Source organism: Nocardioides sp. (genome assembly GCF_030149505.1).
In the GTDB taxonomy this organism is placed as follows: domain Bacteria; phylum Actinomycetota; class Actinomycetes; order Propionibacteriales; family Nocardioidaceae; genus Nocardioides.
This window is the reverse complement of the sequence record NZ_JASBRN010000025.1, coordinates 22,370-44,287: the sequence shown is the minus strand read 5'-3', so window position 1 is coordinate 44,287 and position 21,918 is coordinate 22,370. Positions and strand designations below refer to the sequence as shown.

Genomic DNA, 21,918 nt, shown 5'->3' with positions numbered 1-21,918 from the left:
CCTCAGGAGTGGTCGACGGAGCAGGCGCCGGCGGGGGCGCTCACGCAGGTCTGGATCGGGACGCCGGCCGGGTCGGTCTCCCCCGGGACGGCGACGGTGAGGGCGCCGTTGCGCAGGTCGCGCACGGCTCCCTCCTTCAGCGGCAGGACGCAGCCCATGCAGATGCCCATCCGGCATCCGCTGGGCATGAGGACGCCGGCGGACTCCGCGGCGTCGAGGATCGGGGTGGAACCGTCGGCGCTGACCTCTCGGCCGTCGGCGAAGGTGACCGTGCCACCCTCGCCCGGTGCCGCGACGGTCACGGGACGGAAGCGCTCGGTGTGCAGCACCAGGCCGCGTGCGGAGTGGTGGGCCTCGAGCGCGTCGAGCAGCCCCGCGGGTCCGCAGGCGTACGTCGGACGCGCGGCCAGGTCGGGCACGAGCTCGTCGAGGGAGTCGACGTCGAGCAGCCCGTCGGTGTCGGTGTGCAGCTCGACCAGGCGGATCAGCCCGCGGGCGGCGTACCCCCGGATCTCCTCGGCGAAGATCACCTCCGCGCGGGAGAGCGCGGAGTGGATGAGCACGATGTCCGTGGTCGGCGGGGTGGCGCGGGAGAAGAGGTTGCGCAGCATGCCGATGACCGGGGTGATGCCGGAGCCGGCGGTGACCAGGAGCAGCTTCGCCGGGAGCGGCTGCGGGAGCACGAAGTCGCCGTCGGCCTGGGCCAGGCGCAGCATCGTGCCGGGGGCGGTGCGGTGGACCAGGTGGTTCGAGACGGTGCCGCCCTCGATCGCCTTGACGGTGATCGAGATCGAGCCGTCGGCGCGGGGGCCGTGGGTCAGGGAGTAGGTGCGCCACAGGCGCACGCCCTCGACGTCGACGCCGACCCGGACGTACTGCCCGGGCACGTGGCCGGCCCAGTCGCGACCGGGCTTGATGACGAGGGTGGCGGACTGCGCGGTCTCGGGGACCACCTCCAGCACGCGGCCCGAGAGCTCGGCGCCGCGGCGCAGCGGGTGAAAGTGGTCGAGCAGGTCGTCGAGGTCGAGCGGAGTGACCGCGGACTCGGCCACCGACCGGGCGGCGGTGCGGACGCGCTCGCGCAGCGTTCGTCCCAGCCCGGTGGGGCGTCCGCCCACGCTGGCGGGCAGGTGTGCGGTGGTCATGTCGACCATGGTGCTGGACCGCTCGGGGTAAAGTCCTGTGTCAGCGACGTGAACCCGTCCGGGTTTCTTGTTCGTGGCGAACAAAGGAGGCGTGGTGCCGCGCGACCTGCCCCGGCGTACGGCGGACCACGGCCTGGTCCTGGCACCCCAGGCCGCGGCCCGGATGCGCGCCGACCTCCCGCGGGTCGCCGAGCAGGTCGTGGCCGCGATCATCGACGAGGTGCCGGCCTACGAGAACGCCCTGTCCGGCTCGATGGGCGACACGATCCGCAGCGCGGTGCAGCTGGCGCTCAGCGGGTTCCTCTCCCTGGCCAGCGGGCGCCGCGGCACCGATCCCCGCACCCCCACCGCGCCCGCGGTGGAGGGCGCCTACCAGCTCGGTCGGGGCGAGGCGCGCAGCGGCCGCAGCACCGACGCCCTGCTCTCGGCCTACCGGATCGGCGCCCGGGTCTCCTGGCGCGAGCTGTCCACCGCCGCCATCGAGGCGGGCATGGACGCCGAGGCCGTGGGCGGCTTCGCCGAGCTGACCTTCGCCTTCATCGACGAGCTGTCGGCCGCCTCCGCCGCCGGGCACACCGACGAGCTGGCCACCAGCGGGCGCGTGCGGCAGCGGCTGCTGGAGCGGGTGGCCCGGCACCTGCTCGACGGCTCGACCGCCGAGGCCACGCTCGAGGCCGCGGCGGCGGCGGAGTGGGAGCCGCCCACCACCCTGACCGCCGTGCTGGTGCCGGAGTCGCAGGCGCGCCCGGTGCTCGGCGCGGTCAGCGCCGCGACCATCGAGGTCCCCGAGGTGCCCGGGATCGAGGGGGTCGAGCTGCTGCTCGTGCCGGAGGCCCACGGCCGCGCCCGCGCCGGCCTGCTGCGGGCCGTGCGCGACCGCGAGGCCGTCGTGGGGCCCGCGCGGCCGTGGCTGGAGGTGCGCTCGTCGTACGACCGGGCGGTGCGGGCCCGGGAGGCCGGGCTCGGCCCCGACACCGAGGCCGACCTGCCGAGGCTGGTGCTGGACGCCGACCCCGAGGCGCGCGCCGACCTGCGCGCCCAGGTCCTGGCACCGCTCGCCGACCTGCGGCCCGCGCAGGCCGAGAAGCTCACCGAGACGCTGCGCTCGTGGCTGCTGCACCACGGCCGCCGCGAGGACGTCGCGGCGGAGCTGTTCGTGCACCCGCAGACGGTGCGATACCGGATGCAGCAGCTGCGCGAGCTGTACGGCGAACGGCTGGACGACCCGGGGACAGTGCTGGCGCTGACCATCGCCCTGGCGTGAGCGCGTCGGCTCGAGCGCGCCGCCCGGGCGCCTTCACCCGGTCGGTGCCCCGGGCGGCGGCGGGTACGTTCGCGCCATGCGAGCCCTTCCCCGAGCCCTGCCCCGCCTCCTGGCCGCCACGGTCCTGTCCGTCGCCCTGGTCGGGTGCGGCGAGGACGCCTCCGAGCAGCCCTCCGGCTCCGGGTCGGACTCGCCCTCGGCCTCGGACCCCGCCACGACGGATGCGTCCGAGGATGCCTCCGCGACCGCCGAGTACCCCCGCTACGTCGCGATCGGCGACTCCTACACCTCCGCGCCCCTGGTGCCCGAGACCGACCCCCAGGACGGCTGCCTGCGCTCGAGCGGCAACTACCCCTCGCTGGTGGCGGCCGCGCTCGAGGGCACCCAGCTCGAGGACGTCAGCTGCGCCGGCGCCGACACCACCTCGCTGATCGGGGTCCAGCGGACCTTCGACGGCCTGAGCCGCCCGCCGCAGCTGCAGGCGGTCACCGAGGACACCTCGCTGGTGACGGTCTCCATCGGCGGCAACGACTTCGGCCTCTTCTCGACCCTCGTCGGTGGGTGCGCCCAGATCGCCTCGACCGACCCCGACGGCAGCCCGTGCACCGACGTCGCCTCCGAGGACGGCCCGGAGGTGCTGGCCAAGATCGAGGAGCGCATCTCCTCGGTGGTCCAGGGCGTCCGCGGCCGGGCACCCGACGCCCGGATCCTGGTCGTCGGCTACCCGCAGATCGTCCCGCAGGGCGACCGCGCCTGCCCGCAGCTGCCGATCGCCGACGGGGACCTGGCCTTCGCGCGCACCATGAACCGCGGGCTGGCCGAGGCGCTGGAGGAAGGCGCGCGCAAGGGCGGGGCCGAGTACGTCGACGCCTACGCCCTCACCGAGGGCCACGACGTGTGCTCCGAGGACCCCTGGATCGCCGGCAAGGACACGGTGGAGGGGCAGGCGCTGGCCTTCCACCCGTTCGCGGCGCACCAGGAGGCGGTCGCGCAGGAGATCCTGCGGCTGCTGGAGGGCTGAGCCCGCGAACCTGAGGTCACGGCCCCGTCCGCTCTCAGGAAATTCTCAACAGGATTCTCCACAGACAGTGGAGATTCCACCCATCCGGGTGGTCGGGTCGGGCCGAATCACGGGCAACGGTTGAACACACCGCTGACCTACTCGGAAAGGTTTTCCACCATGTCCCTCCTCCGCCGCACCGCTGCCCTCGGCTCCGTCGCCGCCCTCGCCGTCACCGGCGCGCTCGCGACCTCCGCCCCGGCCTCTGCCGACGAGACCGACACGAGCCTTGCCGAGGTCCTGGCCGCCGACGGCAACAAGTTCGACCGCGACCAGAAGGACTTCGACGTGCTCGACCGCGCCGTGCGCGTCGTGCTCGGCGCGAAGCCGGAGAGCCCCGTGGCCCTGCTGGCCGACGGCACCCAGACGCTGACCGCCTTCGCGCCGACCGACCTGGCCTTCCGCCGCCTGGCCCGCGATCTCGTCGAGCCCGCCGCCGGCCAGAACGAGCGCAAGGCGTTCAAGGCGCTGGCTGCCAACGTCGACGTCGACACCCTCGAGACCGTCCTGCTCTACCACGTGGTCGCCGGCTCGAAGCTCGACTCCACCGCGGTCGTCGCCGCCGACGACCAGGCCGTCGAGACCGCCCAGGGCGGCTCGGTGACCGTGCGTGTCGACGGTTCGAAGATCACCCTCGAGGACGGCGACGCCTCCGACGCCGACCCGCGCGTCACGGTGACCGACATCAACGCGCAGGCCAACCAGCTGGCCCACGCCATCAACCGCGTGCTGCGCCCGGTCGACCTCCCCTGATCCATCCCCCCGGGCACTGGCCCGGACGGTCGCCCTCCCTCGACCGTCCGGGCCAGTGCTGCGTCCGGGGCCGAGCGGGCTCGGCTCACTCGAAGCGCAGACCGCCGGTGAGCCGGTCCAGCAGGTCGGCGAGGCCGTCGCGGTCGCGTTCGCGGCCGATGACGGCGACGTACGCCGAGGCGACCTCCTCCCCCGGCGGCGCCACGAACTGCTCCATCGCCACGCGGCGGTAGCCGTCGGCGACGTAGGAGACGACGAGGGCGTCGAAGGAGCGCGACTCCAGGGTGAGGTCCTCGATCCCGCTCGCGGTCGAGAGCGCCTCGAGCCGGGCGTCGAGCTGGGCCGGCACCGAGAGGTACTGGTTGCCCACCAGGCGCACCCGCACGAAGTACCCGCCGACGGTGTCGTCGGTGGGCGGCTCGGGGTAGAAGCGCGTCTCGCCGGCGGTGGCGTCGGAGCGGACCCAGCCGCGCGGCACGGGCAGCGACACCGAGAACGGGCTGGTGCCCACGACCGCCCGCGCGGTGGGGAGCCCCGGTCGCAGCGGCGGGTCGTCGGGGTCGGGGAGGACCCGCAGCACGGGGTCGCGCGGGTACGCCGGGTTGGCGGCCGCCACGGGTGCGGCGTCGACGACCAGCGGGGCCGGGGTCTCGCGCCCGGCGGCGTACCCCAGGGCCGCGCCAGCGGCCGCGAGCAGGACGACCGCGAGCGCCGCCAGCCCGAGCCTGCGTGCGTCCACGGGCGTCACCGTAACCGGGTCCGCGCGCCCGGCCCACGGCGGTTTTCGGGTCGCGACCCGGTGGTGCCTATCGTCGCGCCCATGAGCAGCCTGATCCTGCGCGGCGCGCGCCTGGTCCCGGTGACCACCGAGGCGCCGCGCGACCCCGTGGACGTCCTGGTGGAGGGGGGTCGCGTCAGCGCCGTCGGGCCCGCTCTCGAGCGGCCCGCCGGGGTCGAGGAGGTGCGCGCCGACGGCCGCTGGCTGGTGCCGGGGCTGTGGGACCAGCACGTGCACCTGGCCCAGTGGACGCTGACCTCCGGGCGGCTCGACCTCGCCGGGGCGCGGTCCCCCGAGGACGCCACGGCCCTGGTGGCCGCACGGGTGGCCGAGTACCCCGACCTCCCCGTCATCGGCTGGGGCCACCGCTCGGCCGGCTGGGAGCGCGAGGTGACCGTCTCCGAGCTCGACGCGGTCTCCGGGGACACCCCGGTCGTGCTGATCTCCGGCGACGCCCACCACGCCTGGCTCAACACCCCCGCCCTGCTGCACCTCGCCCTGCCGGTGCGCGACTCGGTGGTGCGCGAGTCCGAGTGGTTCGCGGCGATGGCCCGGCTCTCCACGCTCATCGGCGACGACGGCACCAGCCCGGAGGCCTACCGCCGCACCCTCGACCACGCCGCGTCCATGGGCGTCGTCGGGCTCGCGGACTTCGAGTGGTCCGGCGGCGTGCCGGAGTGGCAGGAGCGGTGGGCCGAGGGTGCCGACGTGCTGCGGGTCCGGATGGCGACGTACGCCGAGGGGCTCGACGACGTCCTCGCCCGCGGCCTGCGCACGGGCGACCCGCTGGTGCCCGGTGACGACCGGCTGGTCATGGGGCCGCTGAAGATCATCAGCGACGGCTCGCTCAACACCCGCACGGCGTGGTGCTGCGAGCCGTACGGCGACGCGTACCGCCTGGAGTACCCCTCCGGCCAGCCCAACCTGTCGGGTGCCGAGCTGCGCGCCCTGCTCGCCCGGGCCCGGGCGCACGGGCTCGAGGTGGCCACGCACGCGATCGGCGACGCCGCGGTCGCCGAGGCGCTGGCGTCGTACGCCGAGACCGGCGCGCGGGGCTCGATCGAGCACGCGCAGATGGTCAACCGCGGTGACGTGCGCGAGATGGCGCGGCTGGGCATCCGGGCCAGCGTGCAGCCCGCGCACCTGCTCGACGACCGCGACCTGACCGAGCGGATCTGGGGAGAGCGGTCCGCGCGCTGCTTCGCCTTCCGGTGGATGCTCGACGACGGCGTGGAGCTCGCGCTCGGCTCCGACGCCCCGGTCAGCCCGCTGGACCCGTGGCTGGCGATGGCCGCCGCGGTCCACCGCTCCGGCGACGAGCGCGAGGCCTGGCACGGGGAGCAGGCACTCACCCCGCTCGAGGTCCTGCGCGCCTCGGTCGACGGTGCCGGGACGGTCGGGGTCGGGTCGCTCGGTGACCTCGCGCTCCTCGACCACGACCCGCTGGCGGCGTACGACACCCCCGCCGAGGCGGCCGCCCATCTCCGCGCCGTCACCGTCGCCGGCACCTGGGTCGCCGGGCGGCAGGTCCACTCCACCCTCGACGGCTGAACGACCGGTCCCGGGGCGCGCTGACTCGGCACTGGTTCAAGGGTGACTCGGCGCGGATTCGAGCGTCACTCGGCACTGGTTCGACGGTGAGTCGGCGCTGGTTCGAGTGACTCGAATGGGCGCCGACTCACTCTCGAATCCGCGCCGAGTCAGGGTCGAACTGGCGCCGAGTCGCCCTCGAAACAGTGCCGAGTGAGCGTCAGATGCCGCGGGTGGTGACGGAGTCGAGGATGCGGTTGGCGGTGGCGGTGTCGGGGCTGCGGACCTGCACCCAGAGGACCCGGTCGGCCGCGACCTGGACGACCCGCTCGACGGTGACGCCGCCGGGGCAGCCGGAGTGGACGACGGTCCGGGAGGGCTGCGTGCCGGCGTCGGAGTACGGCGGGGCGGTGGAGTCGCACTCGGGGTGGCCCGGCATCCGCTCGGGCAGGTCCGTGCCGGGCATCAGGGCGAGGAAGACCCCGTGGCCGGCCGAGGACTCCTCGGTCCAGCCGGCCTCGGAGCCGACCGAGAGCGCGGGGTAGGTCCCGTCGTCCTGCGGGGCGGTCCCCTCCAGGGCCTGTGGCAGGCCGAGGAGGAGCCCTACTCCCTGGAGGCGCTGCTCGACTTCTGGGCGCAGGACGAGCCGGCGATGCGCGCGGAGTCCGGGCCGCCCGCGGCGTACGACCCGGCCACCTTCGGCGAGGGCAACGCCTACTACTCCGGGGCGCTCATGTGGCACGAGGTCCGCGAGCTGCTCGGGGACGAGCTGTTCTGGCGACTGATGCGCGAGTGGCCGGCCTCCCGCCCGTACGGCACCGCGTCGTACGACGACGTCGTCTCGTGGTGGTCGACCGAGGCGGGACGGGACCTCCGGCCGGTCTTCGACGCCTGGTTGCTCGGGACCGACTCGCCTCCCCGCTGACTCGGCGCTGGTTCAACGCTGACTCGGCGCTGGTTCACCGCTCACCCGGCGCTGGTTCGAGGCCGACCCAGCGCGGGTCCAGTCCGCGGGTGTGGTGTACGAGGTTGATCCCTCGGTTGGGCGTGTCGGTCAGGCCGTGAGGGCCTGGAGGTCGGGTTCGGTCACCTCCTCGACGATGGTGGTGTCGGTCAAGTCCCGGGTCGGTTTCCCCTCGTGCACGTTACGCGGCGCGCGCGACCTCGCTGCGCCCTCGACCGTCCACGGTGAACAGGGGCGGCCGCGAGGCTGACGTGCATCGGGTCGGGGACGGTGTCGTCGCAGCCCGAGTCGGACGTGTCATTCATTGGTGCCACGGGTGAGCTCCGATAAACGAAGAAGGCGGACCCGTCGGACTGTGCCGAGGGTCCGCCTTCGCGATCAGAGGAACTGTCGAGAGCGTTGCTTGTTAGTCGAACCAGGCGATAGCGAGTTTTCCGAACAGGCAGCCGCCGGCGCCCTTGCCGAATCCGACGATTCCGCCGCTACCGAGGCTGCCGATCACGCCGAGGCCGCCGCAGGTGACCTTGACCTCGACGACTTCCTTGGCGACATCTGGCTTCCCGGCCAGGCATAGGCCCATGGTCTGCATGTCGTACCCGCACATGGCGACCGTCAGCGGCCGCTTCCACCAGCCCCAGTCGCCGTCGTAGCGGGCTTGGGTGCCGTTCCCGCCCTTGCCGTACTTGGCGACCATCTTCTTGGTGATCTTCTTCTGCCACTTCGCCGGCAGGACCAGGCCCTTGGAGTTGTCGAGCTTGCCGTTCTCGAAACGCTTGGTCTTCTTCTCAGCCCAGGTCCCGCACGGGGTTCCGGTGTCGTCGACGCACTTGTACGACGCCGAGGGCTTTGAGTCGGCCTGAGCGCCGATGGCGTCGGTCTTGTCGAAGATGAACATCGCTGCCAATGCGAAGACGAGCACTAGCGCGAGCTGCCCCACTATCCACCGACCTCGCGAGGCGGTGACTTTCTGGCGTGCCTCGGCGTCCTTCTCGCGGATCCGATCGACGTACTTCCACATGCTGTTGCCTTTCCCGAGATGTTCCGCTGGAGATGCTCGTCTCCGGCGGTCGGGTCCTTCCTACCCGACAGGGGCCGGGCCGGGCCACGAGCTCTCCACAGGGCGAGCCGCGTCTCGACGATCGCCGCCATCGAGCGTCGCAGGGAGTGGGCGTCTACTCACTGCGTGTGCACAGTCGTGCATAGCGTGCTCGTTTCGGTCCCCTGTCGCGGCGGGAGTCGGTGGGTAAGGCGAGTGCCCGGACCGGCTCCTTACCATCCCGGTGCGAGCTACGAACGCGGAGACTTGCAGGCGGGCTCGAAGGTGGGCGGGTCGCAGTCAAGTCGAGTCCAGCGCGCGCCGAGTGACGCTCGAAGGCGTGCCGAGTCACCCTCGAACCAGCGCCGAGTCACGAAGTCCGGGGGTCATGCCACGTGGGAGGCGACCATCCCCCGGTGCATGACCCGGTCGCCGACGACGGCGGAGTGGTCGGCGCGGTGGAGCACGCAGGCGTTGTCCCAGAGCACCACGTCGCCGGGGGCCCAGCGGTGGGCGAGGACGTTGTCGGGGCGGGTGGAGTGGTCGAGCAGCCGGGCGACGACCTCGCGGGTCTCGACCTCGTCGAGCCCGCTGATCGCTGCGCACCGCTTGGGAGCGGTGAGGTAGAGCGCCGGGCGGCCCGTGACCGGGTGCGGCCGGAAGAGCGGGTGCTCGGCCTCGGTCTGCTCGCCCGGGCCCGGATCGACGCCGGTGACGACGTGGCGCAGCGTCTTGTCGGCCAGCAGCGCGCGCAGGTCGTCGGGGAGGGAGTCGAGGGCGGCGTACTGGTCGCTGAACTGCGTCGCGCCACCCTCGACCGGCACCTGCACGGCTCGCAGCGCGGTGTACGCCGGCGGCCGGTCGACGTAGGAGGTGTCGACGTGCCAGTTGCTGACCGGCGGGCTCTCGCGGCCGACGTTGCTGATCACGTTGAGCTGCGGGTGCGACGCCAGCGGGGTCTCGCCGGTGGTGAACGCGAGCGGCCCGAAGGCCTGCAGCAGCGCGAGGAACCCGTCGTCGTCGAGCGCGTGCTGGTCGGGCACGTGGACGACCCCGTGCTCGGCGAGCAGGTCGCGCAGCACCGGCACCAGGCCGGGCAGGTCGAGGGCGGGATCGGCGAGGTCGAGGTCCTCGACACGGACGCCGAGGGGCTGGAGCGGGACGGTCCTCATGCGGTGCCTCCGAGAGAGTGAGCGGGAGCGGGCAGGCCGAGCCGGTCGAGCCCGTGCTGCAGCAGCGCGGGCAGGTCGATGCCCGCGGCGCGGGCCATGGTCGCCACGACGCTGGTCGGGGCGTAGGAGCAGTAGAGGCCGGCCTCGAGGAACCACGGCCGCCCCTCGGGGTCGATCCGCAGGTCGAAGAGGCCGTAGTGGCGGCAGCCGAGGGCGTCGTACGCCGCCAGCGCGGCCTCGTGGACGGCTGGCACGACGGGGTCGTCGGCCGGCACGATCCACGCGCGGGTGACGTCCTTGGCGACCAGCCCGAGGTCGCCCGCGCCGTCGCGCGCGAGCTTGCTGTCGGCCAGCCGCACGGGGGAGGCGGCCTCGTCCACGGCGTACTCCTCCAGCGGCAGCGCCACCAGTCCCTCCCGTGTCGCCAGCACCCCGCAGCGCACCTCGCGACCGAGTGGGACGTAGCGCTCCACCAGCGCGCGGCCGCTTCCGTCGTCGCGGCAGGCGGCGGCCACCGCGGCGACGTACGCCGCGTCCGGCTCGCCCCCGCGCACCAGCGTGACCCCCGCGGAGTTGTCGGCGTCGACCGGCTTGACGACCACGTCGCCGCTGCCGCCCGAGCCGGGCCGGGCGAACACCGGCCGCGGGTCGCCGACGCGCACGACCGCGCCCTCCGGCACGGGCACCCCGGCCGCTGCGACGACCGCGCGGGCCCGGGCCTTGTCGGCGCCGAGTGCCATCGTGGCGGGGTCGTTGCCGAGGTAGGGGAGGTCGAGCACGTCCAGCAGGGCGCGGTAGTGCGTCATACCCGCGCGGCAGAACATCTGCGGCAGCGCGGCGTCGATCCCGACCTCCCGCACGCGTCGCAGCGCAGTGGCGAGCTCGACCGGCTCGGTCGACCCGAGCGTCGCGTCGTCGAGCGCGGGCCGGTCCGGCAGCCGCCAGAGGCCGTCGGGCGCCACGAACGCCACGACGTGCTCGTGGTCGGTGCCCTCCTGGAGGGAGGCCAGGGCGCCCCGGGCGTAGACCAGCGACAGCTCGGCGTGGAAGTCGTCGGTCGGGGAGCCGACCAGGTGGAGGAGGCGCACGCGCTCAGTCCCCACCGGGCTCGACGAGCTTGCCGATGTTGAGGTCGACCTTCTGCCACGGCCGCCCGGCGCGGAGGTTGGCCAGCACCAGCGACGGCACGTGCAGGTGGTGCAGCGCGAGGAACGGCCACGGGTCGGTCGGGGTGAGCACGGCGTCGCGGCCGCGCCGCAGCAGCCGCAGCCGCTCGGGCAGGGTGCGGGGGTGGGTGAGGCCCTGCCAGAGCTCGTGGTGGGTCCAGTACGTCGGGGCGCCGCCGAGCTCGGGCTCGACCGGCTGGTGCTCGCGCTCGTCCGGGCCACCGCCGAGGTAGGCCGCCGCCAGGTCCGGGTGCCCCTCGAGCAGGGTGATCGCCGAGTGCGTGCGCGGGTTGCACTCGATGGCCCGCACGACCCCGTCGGGTCCCTCGATGAAGTCCAGCGACACCTGTCCCGTGGCGCCGGGGCCGAGCACGTCCCGGACCCACTGCTCCACCCACGCACGGATGCCCGGGTGCTCCTCGTGCTCGTAGACGAGCTGCCACGCCGAGGACCGGCACGCGACGTGCACCGCGAGCCGACCGTCGCGGACCGTCCCGTGGGTGCACCACTCGGTGCCCTCGAGCAGCTCCTGGAGGATCCAGGGCCGCTCCTCGCTGATCGGCAGCCCGGCCAGGAACGCCTCGGTCTCGGCGCGGGTCGGTCGCGGCAGCGGGGTCAGGTCGAGGCGGCGCACGGGGTCGTAGGCGATCGACTTCAGCACGTACGCCGCGCCCGGCAGCGCGTCGAAGTCGAGGTCGAGCACCTGCTGGGGATCGGTGATCCGGTGGGTGTCGGGCACCGGGAGCCCGGCGGCCGCGGCGGCGGCGAAGGCGTGCTTGTCGTCGACCGCCCGCAGCCGCTCGGCGTCGAGGTGCACGACCACGACGCCCTCGGCGCGCAGCAGCTCGCCGACCTCGGCCTCGGGGAGGCTGGAGGCGGGGCTGCTGACCGGGACGAAGGTGTCCACGCCCTCGGCGCGGACCAGGTCGAGCACGGCCTGCTCGTAGCCGGCGGACCCGGGCGTCGGCAGCACGTGGAAGGCCTCGACCGCGCGCGACGTGCGGTGCGCGGTGAGGCGGTAGCGCGCCTGCTCGGCCAGCAGCACCCGGTGCCCCGCCGCGTGGAAGCCCCGCGCCAGCACCAGCGCCTTGGTCATCTTGCCGCCGGTCACCAGCACGGTCCGGCGCTGGGCGGTGGTGGGCCGTGCGACCGCGCCCGACGGCGTACGCCGCAGGGTGGCCGCGCCCGCGAGCGCGAGGTTGACCGGCAGGGTCGCGGTGAGCAGGCCCAGCACGCCCGCCGCCTGGGCGGCCTGGCGGATCCGACCGGGGCCCTCGCCGCCCCCTCGCTGCTCGGCCGCCGCTGCGCCGGATGGTCGAGCAGCCCGAGCGCCGGCGAGGGCGTCGTCGAGACCGCGTGACGGACTCGTGGTGCGTGAGGTCCGCGGATCAGCGTCCGGGGTCTCGACGACGCTCGCTGACGCTCGCTGCTCGACCGCCGGAGGCCGGCTCATCACGTGTCCCGGCGCCGCAGCAGGGTGACCCCGTCCCGGAGCGGCACGAGCACCCGCTCCCAGCCGGGATCTGCCGCGACGCGGTCGTTGAAGGCCGCGATGGCAGACCCGTTGGCGCTCGGTGACTCGGCCCAGGGCTCGCCCTGCAGCAGCGTGTTGTCGATGGCGACCACCGCGCCGCGGGCGAGGAGGTCCCCGGCGAGCAGCTGGTCGAGGTACCCGGCGTACCCGCCCTTGTCGGCGTCGACGAAGACCAGGTCGAAGCGCTCCCCGGCGGCGGCCAGGCGCGCGAGCGACTCCGCGGCCGGCCCCTCCTCGATCCGCACCCGGGCCCCGGCGGGCGAGGCGGCGAAGCCCTCGCGGGCCACCTCGACCGCCCGCGGGTCGAGCTCGAGCGCGACCACCTCGCAGTCCTCACCAGCGGCGCCGGAGGCGGGCAGCGCCTCGGCCATCGCGAGCGCGGCGTACCCGGTGAACATGCCGACCTCGAGCACCCGGCGCGCACCGGTGGCCCGCACGAGGAACGCCAGGAACGCGCCCTCGACGTGGCCCGAGAGCATCTCCTGCTCCAGGGCCGGTCCGCCGTCGGTGTTGCCCGAGGCCCAGTCGGTGGCCGCGGTCAGCCGCGCCAGCCCGGCGAGCGCCTCGGACTCCGGGGAGGTGTGCGCCTCGACGTACGGCTCGAGGCCCTCGGCCACGCGCATGGCGTGCCGCAGCTCGACCAGCAGGTCGTCGGCGACGCCCGCCGCGACCAACCGCTCCTCGGCGCGGCCGAGCCGCTCGGCGACGATCCCGACCGGGGTGACCGGCCGGGGCGCCACGGCCGCCTCGATCATGTCCTCAGGCCACCGTCCGCGAGGGGACGACGGCGTGCAGGCCCTCGTCCTCGGGCGCGGTGAAGGCGTCGACGCCCTCGCCTCGACGGGGGTACGCCGCGCACAGCGCCTTGTGGGCGGCCAGGCCCTCCACGAGGTCCTCGATGGTGAGGTCGTTGACGAAGTGGCAGGTGCCGATCGGGCCGGGCATGGCCGCACGGAGCAGGCCGTCGCGGGTCTGGATGATCGACGGGGTCGCCTTCTCCAGGATCTCGGCGGTGAAGAACGGGCTGTCGATGGAGAGCCCGAGCCGGCTGAAGAGGCCGAGGATCCGGTCGCGCTGGACGGTGTCGATGAGGCCCAACCTCTCCGCGAGCGTGGCGGAGTAGGCCATGTCGATGCTGATCGCGTGCCCGTGGAAGAACGGCGGCTCGGGGGCCAGCTCGAGCGTGGGGCTCCAGGTGTGGCCGTAGGCGATGACCCGGTCGAGGTCGAGCTCGTGCAGGTTGGGCACCTCGAGCTCGAGCATCCGGCGGATGGCCTCGTAGGTGACCTCGTCGGCGACCGGGCGCAGGTGCTCGGAGCCGGGGGCCTGCGCGACGTGGGACTCCAGCAGCTCCTCGCCGTGCTTCTCCAGCAGCTCGAAGACCTCGCGGTGGCCGACGGTCGCGATCTTGATGATCTCGGCGATGCCGTTGCGGACCTGGTCGATCGGCAGCGTCTCCAGGAAGCCGAAGTCCAGCAGCACCTTGCTGGAGGCGTGGTAGGCGCCGAGGCGGTTCTTCAGCTTGCCGTGGTTGCACCCGACCTTGATCGAGACGCTGGCGTCGATCAGCCCGATGAGGGTGGTGGGGATGCGGACGTAGCCGGTGGTGCGCTTGTACGACGCACAGGCGAAGCCCGCCACGTCGGTGGTCAGCCCGCCGCCGACGACGAGCACCTCCTCCTTGCGCCGCAGGCCGAAGGCCGACAGCGCGTCGACGATGTCCTCGAGCGTGCGCAGGGACTTGGCGGTCTCCGCGATCCGCACGGGCTCGACCACCAGGTCGATGCCGTGGTGCTCGAAGTAGGCGCGCATCGACTCCCCGTGCAGGGCCAGGACGTTCTCGTCGACGACCGCCAGGCAGCGGCCGGCGGCGGAGAAGCAGTCGGCCAGCGCGAGGTTGGCGGGGTCGAAGACGCCGTCGACGACGTCGAGGGTGTAGTCGATCTTCTCGTAGGCCTCGACGTGGAAGGACGTCGGTGAGGTCTCGAGGCGGGCGAGCGGCTGGTCCATCGGTGGCTCCTGGTCTGTCTGTGGGTCGGGGAGAGGGTGGTGTCGCTCAACCGGCCTGCGGCAGGACGGCGTCGAGGTCGAGCTGCTGCACGGTGGTGGTGCCGCCGAAGTCGTGGCCCTCGGTGTTGGCGTTGGGGAACGCGACGACCCGGATGCCGGCCGCCCGCGCGGACTCGACGCCGCCGAGGTTGTCCTCGACCGCAACGCAGTCCTCGGCGCGCTCGCCGAGCTTCTCGAGCGCGAGGAGGTACGCCGCCGGGTCGGGCTTGCCGACCTCCACCTGGTCGGCGTCGACGACCAGGTCGAAGTCCCGCAGGGCGGGCAGCCCCCCGAGGCCGGCGTCGAGGGCGGCGAGGTTCTCCGCGGAGGTGGTCGTCACCAGGGCGACCCGGTGGCCCGCGGCACGGGCCTGCGCGATGGTCTCGGAGACGCCCGGGCGGACGCTGGCCGCGCCCTCGCGCAGCCGGGCCTGGAAGAGCCGCGACTTGGTCGCGTGGACCGCCTCGGCGTCCACGGTCTCGCCGCGCCCGGCGGCGTACTCGGCCACGCGGTCACGGCCCCCGTTGCTGGTCAGCAGGTCGCGGTACTCCTCCTGCGACCACTCCCAGTCCAGGCCGTGCTCGGCGAAGGCCCGGTTGAAGGCCTCGCGCTGGAGCTCGGAGGTGTCGGCGAGCACGGAGATGGAACCGAGGAGCAGTGCGGACATGGCGATCCTTCGCTGGGTCGTGGCCCACCCGAGAGGGTCGGGACCGGTCGGGCCGGGCGGTGTGGCCCGGCACCGGGGTGGTTAACCACCTCCCACGCCGCTGCTCCGCCCCCAACGGGTGAGTCGGGCGTGTCGCCTCGGGTCGGGCTGACGGGCGAGGTACTCCGCATCAGATCTGATGCTCAGCTCGCGTCCCGCATCACATCTGATTCGGAGTAACCCCGTCAGCCCACCGCGAACACCCCTTCCCCGGGCCGGCCGGGCGCGGCGAGGGTGGCGGCATGAGATTCCTGGTGCTGGGCGGGACGGTGTTCCTGTCGCGGGCGGTGGCGGTCGAGGCGCTGGCGCGCGGCCACGAGGTGGTGTGCGCGGCGCGGGGCGAGTCGGGGTCGGTGCCCGAGGGGGCCCGGCACGTGGCCTTCGACCGGACCGGCGAGGTGCCGGCCGACCTCGCGGCCGAGCGGTTCGACGCGGTCGTCGACGTGGCCCGTACGCCGTCGTGGGTGCGTCGCGCGGTGGCCGCCTGGCCCGGGGCGCACTGGACCTTCGTCTCCACGATCAACGTCTACGCCGACGAGACGACCCCCGACGGGACCCCGGCGAGCCTCCCCCTGCGCGACCCGCAGCCCGAGGACGTCGACCTCGCCGAGCAGCCCGACGCCTACGGGCCGATGAAGATCGCGTGCGAGCAGCTGGTCCGCGACGGGGTCGAGCGCGCCTTCGTGGTGCGCCCCGGGCTGATCGTGGGTCCCGGCGACCCGACCGGCCGCTTCTCCTACTGGCCGGCGCGGTTGGCCGACGTCGAGCCCGCCGAGGAGGTGCTGGCCGGAGGCCTGCCCACCGACACCGTGCAGGTCATCGACGTGCGCGACCTCGCAGCCTGGCTCGTGCGCGCGGCCGAGGACGGACTCACCGGCACCTTCGACGGCGTGGGTCCGGCCATGGCGATCGGCGACCTGCTGACCGACTGCACCATCGGGCTCGACGTGACCCCGGCGTGGGTGTGGGCCGGCGACGACGAGCTCGCGGCGGCCGGCGTGCAGCCCTGGTCGGGGCCACGGTCGCTCCCGCTGTGGCTGCCGCGACCGGCGTACGACGGGATGCTCGCCCACGACTGGACCCCCTCGGAGGCCGCCGGTCTCACGGTGCGCCGGATCGCCGAGACCGCCCGCGACACCCTCGCCTGGCTGCGCGCGACGCCGGACGCCGTCGTCACCGGGTTGACCCGCCAGGAGGAGGCCGAGGTGCTGGCACTGCTCTCCTAGCGTCGGTCGAGCAGGCGAGCCCTGGCGAGCCGTCGTCGAGACCGCGTGACCTGCCTGTGGTCGCCGACCACAGGCAGGTGCCGCGGTCTCGACGGCGCCCGCTGGCGCTCGCTGCTCGACCCCCGGAGACGGTCAGCCCACAGCCGCCGCGCGGCCTACCCTCCGACCATGCCCGATCGACTCAGCGCCGCCGACCTCATCGACCTCGTCCTCGACGCGGGGTCGTGGTCCTCGTGGGACGAGCCGCCGGCGTACGGCGAGATCTCCGAGGCGTACGCCGCCGACCTGGCCACGGCCCGCGAGAAGGCGGGGACCGACGAGTCGGTGCTGACCGGCGAGGGTCTGCTGCGCGGCCGGCGGGTGGCGGTGCTGGTCGGCGAGTTCGGCTTCCTGGCCGGCTCCATCGGCCGGGCCACCGCCGACCGGCTGGTCGCCGCGATCCGCCGCGCGACCCACGAGGGGCTGCCGCTCCTGGCCGCCCCGATCTCCGGCGGCACCCGGATGCAGGAGGGGACGCCGGCGTTCGTGCAGATGGTCCGGATCGCCGAGGCGGTCATGGCGCACCGCGGCGCGGGCCTGCCGTACCTCGTCTACCTCCGCAACCCGACCACTGGCGGGGTCATGGCGTCGTGGGGCTCGCTGGGGCACGTGACGGTGGCCGAGCCGGGGGCGCTCGTGGGGTTCCTGGGTCCGCGGGTCTACCAGGCGCTCTACGGCGAGGAGTTCCCCGAGGACGTGCAGACCTCCGAGAACCTCTACGCCCGCGGCATCATCGACGCCGTCGTCGCGCCCGAGGACATTCCCGACATCCTCGACCGGGCGCTGCGGGTCATGCGGCCGCCGGCACCGCTCGACGCCCCTGACCCCGGCGACGAGCCGGTGCCCGACGTCGACACCTGGGACGCCGTCACCCGCTCGCGCGACACCGGCCGCCCCGGCGTACGCCGGCTGCTGAGGTACGCCGCCAGCGACGTCGTCCCCCTCAACGGCACCGGCCAGGGCGAGTCCGACCCGGGGCTGCTCATCGCGCTGGTGCGCTTCGGCGACGTGCCGTGCGTGTTCCTCGGCCAGGACCGGCGCGGCCAGACCGCCGCGCACCCGCTCGGGCCCGGGGCGCTGCGCGAGGCCCGGCGCGGGATGCGGCTGGCCTCCGAGCTCGGCCTGCCGCTGCTCACGGTGATCGACACCGCCGGCGCGGCCCTGTCGATGGACGCCGAGAACGGCGGTCTCGCCGGGGAGATCGCCCGCTGCCTCGGCGACCTGGTCACCCTCGACGCCCCGACCCTGTCGCTGATGCTCGGCGAGGGCAACGGCGGCGGTGCCCTCGCCCTGCTGCCCGCCGACCGGGTCGTCGCGGCCCAGCACGCCTGGCTCTCCCCGCTCCCGCCCGAGGGCGCCTCCGCGATCGTCCACCGCGACACCGCGCACGCCCCCGAGATGGCCCGCGCCCAGAAGGTGCGGGCCCTGGACCTGCACGCCCTCGGCGTCGTGGACCGGGTCGTGGCCGAGAAGCCCGACGCCGCCGAGGAGCCCGAGGAGTTCTGCCGCCGGGTCGGCGCCGTCCTGGCCCACGAGCTCGCCGGGCTGCTCGCCCGGGGGCCGGGCTCGCCGGCCGACCGGGCGGCGCGGTACGCCGGCTGAGCGGCAAGGTTCATCGGCCGGCCGACAAACCCTGGGGTTGGACGACAAAGGTCCAGCGGCCCACCGCAAGGTCTGTCGGCCGGCCGACGAACCTTGCGACGCGGCCACCCAACCGGAGCGCACGTTCTATCGGCCGGCCGACAAACCTTGCCCCCACCCGGTTGACTGGCCCCGTGATCCGTCCCCGCGCCCCGCTGGCGACCGCCGCCGCGATGGCTCTCGGGGCCGCACTCCTCCTCCCGGGGGCGACCGCCGCCCAGCCGCTCCCGACCCAGCCGCTCCCGGCCCAGCCGCGGGTCGACCAGGTCCTCGAGCAGTCCGACGACCAGCCCGCGACAGCGCCGACCGAGGTGACGACGAGCGAGGCGATGGTCCGGGTCGGCCCCGAGCCCGACGGGCAGCCGGTGCGGATCGACACCACGACGTACGTCCCGGCCGGCGAGGGGCCGCACCCGGCGGTGCTGGCAACCCACGGCTTCGGCGGCAGCAAGGCCGACCTCGACGGGCTGGGGCGCCGGCTCGCTGCACAGGGGTACGTCGTGCTGGCCTACTCCGCCCGCGGGTTCGGCGCCTCCGGCGGCCGGATCCACCTGGCCGACCCGGACTTCGAGGTCGCGGATGCCCGGGTCCTGCTCGACGAGCTCGCCAAGCGCGACGACGTGCTGCGTGACGGCCGGGGCGACCCGCGGGTGGCCGCCGTGGGGGCGTCGTACAGCGGGGCGCTGGCGCTGATGACCGCCGCCACGGACGACCGGGTCGACACCGTCGTCGCGGCGATCACGTGGAACGACCTGGCCGAGGCGTTCTTCCCGCAGGCCGCGCGCAGCCGCGGGCCGGGGCCGTTCAAGCAGCTGTGGGCGTCGCGGTTCTTCCTCGGGAGCGCCGCCCAGGGGGCGGCCACCGACCCCGTGTGCGGCCGCTTCGACCGGGAGATCTGCGAGCTGTTCCTCGACGCGTCCCGCACCGGCGAGGCCAGCGACGAGCTGCTGGGGATGCTGGCGGCGCACAGCCCGGCCCCGCTGCTGGGCGACCTGCGCGCCCCGACGTACCTCGTCCAGGGGCTCGCCGACTCCCTCTTCGGCACCGACCAGAGCGATGCGACCGCCGCGGCGCTCACCGAGCGCGGCACCCCCGTGGCCGTGCGGTGGACCGAGGGCGGGCACGACGCCTTCGCGACGTCGGTGCTCGACGAGGCGGCCGGGCTCGAGCGGTGGCTCGACCACTACCTCGACCCCGCCCGGGACCCGCGCAGCGGTGACGGGTCGGACCTCCCGGTGCCGCCGTTCTCCTACTCCGTGCCGCCGGCCCCCGGCCGCGAGCGCGACGAGCCGCAGGACTTCACGACCCCCGACCTGCCCCTGCCGACGTACGACGAGGTGCCGCTCGACCCCGAGCCGCGACCGGTGCTGAACCCGCCCGGCGGGGTGCCGGCCTCGCTCACCACCGTGCCCGGGACCGGCGACGCCCTGGTCGACGCCGTGACCGACGCGGTCTCGACCTACCCGCTGGCCGCCCTGCCCGGGCAGTCGGTCGCCTTCGACACCGAGCCGCTGGAGTCCGAGCGGGTCCTCGTGGGCGCGCCCCGGGTCAGCCTCAGCGTCACCTCGAGCGCGCCGACCAGCACGCTCTTCCTCAGCCTGTGGCAGGTCACCCCCGACGACACCGCCGTGCTGACCCGCCAGCTGGTCGCGCCGGTGCGGATCGCCACCACGCCGGGCGAGGCCCGCACCGTCGACGTCGACCTCGCCGGCGGCACCTGGCGGGTGCCCGCGGGCAGCCGGCTACGCGTGCTCGTCACCACGACCGACCAGACCTACGCGTCCCCGCGCGCGGCCCGAGCCGACGTCGTCACCGTCGACCGGCTGCGGCTGCCCTCGGTCGCCGGCACCCCGGTCGACGGCGGGACCGGCGGCCCGGACGCCGAGGTCGTCGGGCTCCTGGTCGCCCTCGGCGTGCTCCTGGCCGCCTCGGTCCTCGTGCCGCTCGTGCGACGCCGGGGCCGGGCCACCGCCCCGGACCCGGAGCTCGCCGACGTGCCGCTCGTCGTCGAGGGCCTGGTCAAGACCTACGCCGACGGCCACCGCGCGGTCGACGACGTCTCCTGGACCGCCGGCCGCGGCCAGGTCGTCGGCCTGCTCGGCCCCAACGGCGCCGGCAAGACCACGACCCTGCGCATGGCCATGGGCCTCATCCGCCCCGACTCCGGGCGCGTGCACGTGCTCGGGGAGCAGGTCCACCCCGGCTCACCCGTGCTGGCGCGGGTCGGTGCCCTGGTCGAGGGCCCGGGCTTCCTGCCGCACCTCACCGGCCGGCAGAACCTCCACGCCTACTGGGCCGCCACCGGCCGCCCCGAGGAGGAGGCGCGCTTCGAGGAGGTGCTCGAGGTCGCGGCGCTCGGCGGCGCGGTCGAGCGACCCGTGCGCACCTACAGCCAGGGCATGCGCCAGCGACTCGGGATCGCCCAGGCGATGCTCGGGTTCCCCGAGGTGCTGGTGCTCGACGAACCGACCAACGGCCTCGACCCGCCGCAGATCGCCGGGCTCCGGCCGATCCTGCAGCGCTACGCCGCCGCCGGCCGCACCGTCATCGTCTCCAGCCACCTGCTGGCCGAGGTCGAGATGACCTGCTCGCACGTCGTGGTCATGCACGCCGGCCGCGTCGTCGTGACCGGCACCGTGGCCGAGCTGGTCGACAGCGCCGGCACCACGCTGCTCACGCTCGGGCCCGGCTCGGACCCCGACACGGTCGCCGACGTCGTACGCCGCCAGCCCGGCGTCTCCGAGGTCGAGGTGCTGCCCGAGGAGGAGGCGGAGGGCGCGACCGAGCCGGTCGGACCGCGGCTGGTCGTCACCGCCGAGCTGCCCCGTGCCGAGGTGGTGCGCCTCGTCGCCGGCAGCGGCGCGGACCTCGTGGCGGTCAGCAGCCGCCGCCAGCTCGAGGAGGTCTTCCTCGGCGTGATCGCCGAGGCCTCGGGCACCGACCCCGACCTGAGGCAGGTGCGCGCCCGATGAGCACTCCGACCCCGATCCCGACCGCCGCCCCCGCCGCGACGAGGCTCCCCGGGCGGCCGCTGACCCTGAGCGCCGAGACCGGCCGGCAGCTGCGCCGGCGCCGGACCCTGTGGACCTTCGGCCTCCTCCTTGCCCTGCCGTTGATCATCGTCGGCGCGTTCGCACTGGGCGACGGCGACGGCGGTGGCGGGGACGACCGGTTCGTCGACCTCGCGACCAGCGGCGCGGCCAACTTCGCCGTCTTCACCACCGCGGTCTCGGCCTCGTTCCTGCTCCTGGTGGTCGCGGCGCTCTTCGTGGGCGACTCGCTGCCCTCGGAGGCGTCGTGGTCGACGTTGCGCTACCTCCTGGTCGCGCCGGTCCCGCGCTCCCGGCTGCTGGCGACCAAGCTCGTGATCGGCCTGGTCAGCACGGCGCTCGCTGTCGTGGTGCTGATCGGCTGGTCGCTGCTGGTGGGGCTGGTCTTCTACGGGGCCGATGCGTTCACCGGCCTCGACGGCAGCACCCTGGAGTGGGGGACCTTCGCCGGCCGGATCGCGCTGATCGCGGCGTACCTCGTCGTCATCCTGCTCCCCGTCGGCGCCATCGCCTTCTGCCTCGGGGTGCGCACCGACGCCCCGCTCGCCGCGGTCGGCGGGGCGGTCCTGGTCACGATCGTCAGCGCGATCCTCGACCAGATCGAGAACCTCGGCTCCTTGCGCAACGCCCTGCCCCTCCACGACGCCTCCGCGTGGTTCGGGCTGCTGCGCCAGGACGTCGTCTGGGACGACCTGGTCGACGGGACGCTGTGGTCGCTGGTCTACGCCGTCGGGTTCACGGCGCTCGGGTTCGTGCTCTTCGCGCGCAAGGACGTGCTGAGCTGAGCCGCTCCCGCTGAGCGGGT

19 protein-coding genes are annotated in these 21,918 nt (G+C 74.4%); 9 read left to right on the top strand and 10 right to left on the bottom strand.

Annotated elements, in window-relative coordinates; genetic code table 11:
* Positions 1-2: 2 nt before the first annotated feature.
* Positions 3-1,145, bottom strand: a complete 1,143-nt coding sequence (locus Q1V71_RS04935) for a ferredoxin reductase (RefSeq protein WP_300641309.1) — start codon at positions 1,143-1,145, stop codon at positions 3-5.
* 94 nt (positions 1,146-1,239) lie between these two features.
* Between Q1V71_RS04935 and Q1V71_RS04930 the strand changes: the two genes are divergently transcribed.
* The 3 genes from Q1V71_RS04930 to Q1V71_RS04920 all read left to right on the top strand — a co-directional run bounded on the left by Q1V71_RS04930 (position 1,240) and on the right by Q1V71_RS04920 (position 4,222).
* Entirely contained in the window at positions 1,240-2,409 is a 1,170-nt protein-coding gene (locus tag Q1V71_RS04930) for a PucR family transcriptional regulator (protein WP_300641307.1), read from the top strand.
* Positions 2,410-2,485: 76 nt separating this feature from the next.
* Positions 2,486-3,430 carry an SGNH/GDSL hydrolase family protein gene (locus tag Q1V71_RS04925; RefSeq protein ID WP_300641305.1) on the top strand — a complete coding sequence of 315 codons (945 nt, stop codon included), beginning with the start codon at positions 2,486-2,488 and terminating at the stop codon, positions 3,428-3,430.
* Between the two features lie 159 nt (positions 3,431-3,589).
* Positions 3,590-4,222 carry a fasciclin domain-containing protein gene (locus Q1V71_RS04920; protein ID WP_300641303.1) on the top strand — a complete coding sequence of 211 codons (633 nt, stop codon included), beginning with the start codon at positions 3,590-3,592 and terminating at the stop codon, positions 4,220-4,222.
* An 85-nt stretch (positions 4,223-4,307) separates the two neighbouring features.
* Here the strand turns inward: Q1V71_RS04920 and Q1V71_RS04915 are convergent, their stop codons facing one another.
* Positions 4,308-4,961, bottom strand: coding sequence for a hypothetical protein (locus Q1V71_RS04915; RefSeq protein ID WP_300641301.1), 654 nt, complete (start codon positions 4,959-4,961; stop codon positions 4,308-4,310).
* A gap of 81 nt (positions 4,962-5,042) precedes the next feature.
* Here Q1V71_RS04915 and Q1V71_RS04910 point away from each other — a divergent pair, with 81 nt between their 5' ends.
* Complete coding sequence (locus Q1V71_RS04910; protein WP_300641299.1) at positions 5,043-6,551, top strand: amidohydrolase; 1,509 nt, start codon at positions 5,043-5,045, stop codon at positions 6,549-6,551.
* Between the two features lie 199 nt (positions 6,552-6,750).
* Here the strand turns inward: Q1V71_RS04910 and Q1V71_RS04905 are convergent, their stop codons facing one another.
* The gene (locus Q1V71_RS04905; protein ID WP_300641297.1) at positions 6,751-6,996 is read right to left on the bottom strand and encodes a hypothetical protein; all 246 of its coding nucleotides are present in this window, start codon (positions 6,994-6,996) and stop codon (positions 6,751-6,753) included.
* 18 nt (positions 6,997-7,014) lie between these two features.
* Here Q1V71_RS04905 and Q1V71_RS04900 point away from each other — a divergent pair, with 18 nt between their 5' ends.
* Entirely contained in the window at positions 7,015-7,455 is a 441-nt protein-coding gene (locus Q1V71_RS04900) for a hypothetical protein (RefSeq protein WP_300641295.1), read from the top strand.
* Between the two features lie 445 nt (positions 7,456-7,900).
* Here the strand turns inward: Q1V71_RS04900 and Q1V71_RS04895 are convergent, their stop codons facing one another.
* From Q1V71_RS04895 to Q1V71_RS04865, 7 genes are all read right to left on the bottom strand, one after another.
* Complete coding sequence (locus Q1V71_RS04895) at positions 7,901-8,512, bottom strand: hypothetical protein (protein ID WP_300641294.1); 612 nt, start codon at positions 8,510-8,512, stop codon at positions 7,901-7,903.
* A 404-nt stretch (positions 8,513-8,916) separates the two neighbouring features.
* A complete protein-coding gene (locus Q1V71_RS04890) occupies positions 8,917-9,702 on the bottom strand; it encodes a TauD/TfdA family dioxygenase (RefSeq protein WP_300641292.1) in 786 nt (261 codons plus the stop codon).
* Complete coding sequence (locus Q1V71_RS04885; RefSeq protein WP_300641290.1) at positions 9,699-10,790, bottom strand: hypothetical protein; 1,092 nt, start codon at positions 10,788-10,790, stop codon at positions 9,699-9,701. Before Q1V71_RS04885 ends, Q1V71_RS04890 begins: the two co-directional genes overlap by 4 nt.
* Positions 10,791-10,794: 4 nt before the next feature.
* On the bottom strand, positions 10,795-12,102 hold the full coding sequence (locus Q1V71_RS04880; RefSeq protein ID WP_300641288.1) for a hypothetical protein: 1,308 nt from the start codon (positions 12,100-12,102) through the stop codon (positions 10,795-10,797).
* 218 nt (positions 12,103-12,320) lie between these two features.
* Entirely contained in the window at positions 12,321-13,157 is an 837-nt protein-coding gene (locus Q1V71_RS04875; protein ID WP_300641286.1) for an O-methyltransferase, read from the bottom strand.
* Between the two features lie 4 nt (positions 13,158-13,161).
* Complete coding sequence (locus Q1V71_RS04870) at positions 13,162-14,412, bottom strand: sedoheptulose 7-phosphate cyclase (protein ID WP_300641284.1); 1,251 nt, start codon at positions 14,410-14,412, stop codon at positions 13,162-13,164.
* A gap of 46 nt (positions 14,413-14,458) precedes the next feature.
* Positions 14,459-15,118, bottom strand: a complete 660-nt coding sequence (locus Q1V71_RS04865; protein ID WP_300641282.1) for an HAD family phosphatase — start codon at positions 15,116-15,118, stop codon at positions 14,459-14,461.
* A 281-nt stretch (positions 15,119-15,399) separates the two neighbouring features.
* Between Q1V71_RS04865 and Q1V71_RS04860 the strand changes: the two genes are divergently transcribed.
* From Q1V71_RS04860 to Q1V71_RS04845, 4 genes are all read left to right on the top strand, one after another.
* Complete coding sequence (locus tag Q1V71_RS04860; RefSeq protein WP_300641280.1) at positions 15,400-16,383, top strand: NAD-dependent epimerase/dehydratase family protein; 984 nt, start codon at positions 15,400-15,402, stop codon at positions 16,381-16,383.
* 168 nt (positions 16,384-16,551) lie between these two features.
* Positions 16,552-18,024, top strand: a complete 1,473-nt coding sequence (locus Q1V71_RS04855) for a carboxyl transferase domain-containing protein (protein ID WP_300641278.1) — start codon at positions 16,552-16,554, stop codon at positions 18,022-18,024.
* Between the two features lie 173 nt (positions 18,025-18,197).
* On the top strand, positions 18,198-21,035 hold the full coding sequence (locus Q1V71_RS04850) for an alpha/beta fold hydrolase (protein WP_300641276.1): 2,838 nt from the start codon (positions 18,198-18,200) through the stop codon (positions 21,033-21,035).
* A complete protein-coding gene (locus tag Q1V71_RS04845) occupies positions 21,032-21,898 on the top strand; it encodes an ABC transporter permease subunit (protein ID WP_300641274.1) in 867 nt (288 codons plus the stop codon). The genes Q1V71_RS04850 and Q1V71_RS04845 overlap by 4 nt, the downstream gene beginning before the upstream one ends.
* Positions 21,899-21,918 lie beyond the last annotated feature (20 nt).